The sequence below is a fragment of the Bacteroides sp. HMSC067B03 genome (assembly GCF_001811315.1).
GTDB classification, from domain to species: Bacteria; Bacteroidota; Bacteroidia; order Bacteroidales; family Bacteroidaceae; genus Bacteroides; species Bacteroides faecis.
The window spans coordinates 1-1,583 of sequence record NZ_KV804418.1; the positions used below are offsets into that span (position 1 = coordinate 1).

Below are 1,583 nucleotides of genomic sequence, written 5' to 3' on the forward strand. Positions count from 1 at the left end.
GAGGCAGAAAACAAGGAAAAGGGCAGTACGGAAATAAAAGAAGAATAAAATCCAACATTATTCACATTGATATATAATAGCCAAGTATTTCGCCATATCAATATAAATCCAACTATAATCAAAATCAAACAGTTATCTAATTTATTGGTTATTAAACATATAATACGCCAAAACATTTATTTTGGAGAATATAATATTAATTAAACAAAAAAATGGCATCATTAAAAATAAAGTATCGACATTCCTCTATAGAAGGAAAAGCGGGAACATTGTTCTATCAAGTAATTCATAATCGTGTAGCAAGGCAGATAAATTCAGGATACAAGATTTATCCTGACGAGTGGGATATTTTCAATTCCCAAATAATCATACCAGCAAAGACAGGAGAAAACCGGCATCGGTATTTGGTTTCTTTAAAAAAATGTATTGAGGAAGACACCTCACGTCTAAAAGATATTATGATAAGATTTGAGAATCTTGGATACAAATATACGGCAGACGAAATCATTGAATATTATTCCGCTCCTCCTGTGAACGAGTACTTTGTGTCATTTTGTGAGAATCTCATTGAAGAATTGAGACAAATAGGTAAAATACGCACCACAGAAACTTATACCACTACGCTCAATAGCTTCAAGCGATTCATGAATTTCAGAAAGAAAGGCAGAGACATCCCTTTCGACAATATAGACTCCAACCTGATGATGGAATATGAACAATATCTAAAATCTAATGACATTTGTCCGAACAGTACTTCCTATTACATGAGAAACCTCAGAGCCATGTATAATCGTGCCGTAGAAAAAGAATTGGTTATACAGCGATATCCGTTTAAACATGTATATACGGGCATAGATAAAACTGTAAAACGGGCAGTTCCGGCCAAAATTATCCGACAGATACGCGATATGGATTTAAGTCACGACTCCTCTTTGGAATATGCAAGAGACCTATTTATGTTCAGTTTTTATACCCGAGGGATGTCATTTATAGACATGGCTTATCTAAAGAAAAGTAATTTGCAAAACGGTTTTTTATCATATCGCAGAAAAAAGACCAACCAACAGCTAGTAATCAAATGGGAAAAGCCCATGCAAGAAATCATAGATAAATACGATACCATAGGTTCTTCTTATCTATTGCCGATCATTCTCGACGCAAAAACGGATGAACGGAAACAATACAAGAATGCAGCCCAGCTGGTGAATTCAAAACTAAAGAAATTGGGAAAACAAATCGGCCTTCCTATTCCGCTGACGAGTTATGTGGCACGTCACGCCTGGGCTTCTATCGCCAGAAGCAAAAACATTCCGTTGGCTACCATCAGCGAAGCTATGGGACATGATTCAGAAAGCACTACACGGATTTATCTTGCATCGTTAGACACCTCCGTAGTGGATAAAGCGAACAGTATTATTTTAAATACACTTTAATTCACATTATAAAACAGTTTACGCCATAGGTTTCAGCATACGTGCCCAATCGGCCCGCTGTTATTCTATGGCAATTATTATTTTTATTTATCTGACAAAAAATAAGTTGGAATTATGTTATACAAATTGAAGTTTTCTTTCTGAGAGAAA

General features: G+C 35.4%; 1 protein-coding gene. It reads left to right on the plus strand.

Annotated elements, in window-relative coordinates:
* Positions 1–212: 212 nt before the first annotated feature.
* Positions 213–1,433: a tyrosine-type recombinase/integrase gene (locus HMPREF2794_RS21280; protein WP_005868829.1), complete on the plus strand. Its 1,221-nt coding sequence runs from the start codon at positions 213–215 to the stop codon at positions 1,431–1,433.
* Positions 1,434–1,583 lie beyond the last annotated feature (150 nt).